Source organism: Gluconacetobacter entanii (assembly GCF_013155425.1).
Classification (GTDB): domain Bacteria; phylum Pseudomonadota; class Alphaproteobacteria; order Acetobacterales; family Acetobacteraceae; genus Novacetimonas; species Novacetimonas entanii.
Genome location: NZ_JABJWD010000165.1, coordinates 1 through 1699, shown reverse-complemented (window position 1 = coordinate 1699; position 1699 = coordinate 1). Strand labels below are relative to the sequence as shown.

Below are 1699 nucleotides of genomic sequence, written 5' to 3'. Positions count from 1 at the left end.
AGATTATTCCATAGACAGTGTTGAATTTAGAATACCTTATAGAACATTTAATGATGCCGGTTTATTATACAAAGGTGTTGATTTATTACAAAATAACATGAAATTCGTCTATGACGATTTGAACAAAAATGGAATTGAGACGAAAGTTGATGATCTTGGATTCTCAGCTTCTTCTATAGGGGCTTATTTCTTTTCTGCTAATTTTGATGGTAACATTGATACAAAATTGGACGCTGTTACTATTTATCTATAATATTATTATATGGTTTTTATGAAATTTCAGGAGAGTTAGGGATGTTAAGGTCTGGGACTTTCTATGAAATCCAGAAGATGATGGTAACTGCAAGGCTGAAGAGTGAAAAGAATGTATGAGCAGAATGGCCTATCCTAAATTTCGTGTTTTGGTGCTTTCTACGAAAGAAAGAGTATCATTGCTGGAATTATCTTCTCTTTTGCGACACGGATCATCTTGCTGGTAAGCTGACTCGACGCGGAAAACCGTTGCGCATCTCTACCTTGGATAATGCCGAACAGCAGAGAATCCTTGATACCATACAGCCTCACTGTCCTGCGTGCGATGCAATTCCAGGCGGGCAATTTAGTAAATTTTTAAGCTGTATGAGGAAGGTTCCGGGCTATGATAAATGATCCATTTAAGGATATTCAGTTAACCGTGTGTGAAAGGTTTCACGCGCCGTATTGTGACTGTGGTTGGGATTTGAAATTAGGAGTAGCAAAGAACGTAAAAACAGGGTTGCTGCCAATAAATGGCGTTCGGAGTTTGCCAGAAAATGGTACAAGCGGATGGTATATATGGGCTGGCGAGGAAATGTCATCGACACCTGATTTCTTTGTTCCACTTCATACTCGTCATATTGCAAATTGGTGCGAAATTGTTATTCCATACCTTGGACTAGCTCCTGGCTGGACGTTTCTTATTACCCCAAACTACGAAGACGTATGGGAAGACAAAAGAATTCTAGCAGGCGACCTCTAGCAGCCTGTCGGGTTGGGGTACCCTGTGAAGGGGTAAGGTTGTAAGACAGCTATGCCTCGACCGAGGCGACGCAGCCCGGGCTGTATGCGGGCAGTGGCGGCCTTGATGTCACGGCGAGTGGCACGACGACCCTGAACGGGGGGGGCGTGATCGAAAGCACGGCGGGGCCGCGCTCAACCAGCTGTCCACGGGGACGCTGGTGGCCAATGACATCGCCAACCATGCCGACGCCACGGCGAAGACGATGGGCCACCAGGCCAACGTCATGAATCCCGAAGGGGCTACGGGCGGGGGGAACCGGCAGCTTCGCCACCGCGATTGGCACGGGCATGGCGGCCAATGCCGGTGGCCTGCTGGGGGCCGCGACCCATCAGGACGCCAGCTCGGTCACGCAGTCGGCCATCGGCTCGAACGTGCAGATCGCAGCCGGCAGCACCAGTGGCGACCTCTCCCGCTCGCCCTCCACGTCCAGCCATCCGCTGACCAACACCTTCGATGCCCAGCAGATGCAGAACGACCTGCAGATCCAGCAGGTCGGATCGCAGGTCGTGGGACAGGTCGGGGGAATGGTTTCGGATGCGCTGGATGACGCTCATGTTGCCGGGTTTGGAACGTAACCGGCCGTTTGAGGCCGCCTTATGATTGAGGATTGTGACTGGTAACTTACCGTCGTTAACGACGTCGTTATTGACGTCATTTGAG

At 49.7% G+C, this 1699-nt stretch carries 4 protein-coding genes; 3 read left to right on the top strand and 1 reads right to left on the bottom strand.

Annotated features, from left to right (window positions below; genetic code table 11):
• Together HNH97_RS17225 and HNH97_RS18515 are read left to right on the top strand one after the other, a co-directional pair.
• Nucleotides 1-253, top strand: a 253-nt coding sequence (locus HNH97_RS17225; protein ID WP_171791695.1) for a hypothetical protein, incomplete at its 5' end; no start/stop codon positions are given.
• A gap of 384 nt (nucleotides 254-637) precedes the next feature.
• Nucleotides 638-997 carry an immunity protein Imm33 domain-containing protein gene (locus HNH97_RS18515; RefSeq protein WP_265176023.1) on the top strand — a complete coding sequence of 120 codons (360 nt, stop codon included), beginning with the start codon at nucleotides 638-640 and terminating at the stop codon, nucleotides 995-997.
• A 49-nt stretch (nucleotides 998-1046) separates the two neighbouring features.
• Here HNH97_RS18515 and HNH97_RS18100 read toward each other — a convergent pair whose 3' ends face one another.
• Nucleotides 1047-1328 (bottom strand): hypothetical protein, encoded by a 282-nt coding sequence (locus tag HNH97_RS18100; RefSeq protein WP_244949522.1) that lies wholly within the window; start codon nucleotides 1326-1328, stop codon nucleotides 1047-1049.
• Between HNH97_RS18100 and HNH97_RS18095 the strand changes: the two genes are divergently transcribed.
• A complete protein-coding gene (locus tag HNH97_RS18095; RefSeq protein WP_244949521.1) occupies nucleotides 1327-1614 on the top strand; it encodes a hypothetical protein in 288 nt (95 codons plus the stop codon). The two genes, HNH97_RS18100 and HNH97_RS18095, sit on opposite strands and share 2 nt — an antisense overlap.
• Nucleotides 1615-1699: the final 85 nt, after the last annotated feature.

Coding starts and splice junctions, on each gene's coding strand:
- HNH97_RS18095 (WP_244949521.1), top strand. CDS start 1,327: ATGGCGGCCAATGCCGGTGGCCTGCTGGGGGCCGCGACCCATCAGGAC.
- HNH97_RS18100 (WP_244949522.1), bottom strand. CDS start 1,328: ATGCCCGTGCCAATCGCGGTGGCGAAGCTGCCGGTTCCCCCCGCCCGT.
- HNH97_RS18515 (WP_265176023.1), top strand. CDS start 638: ATGATAAATGATCCATTTAAGGATATTCAGTTAACCGTGTGTGAAAGG.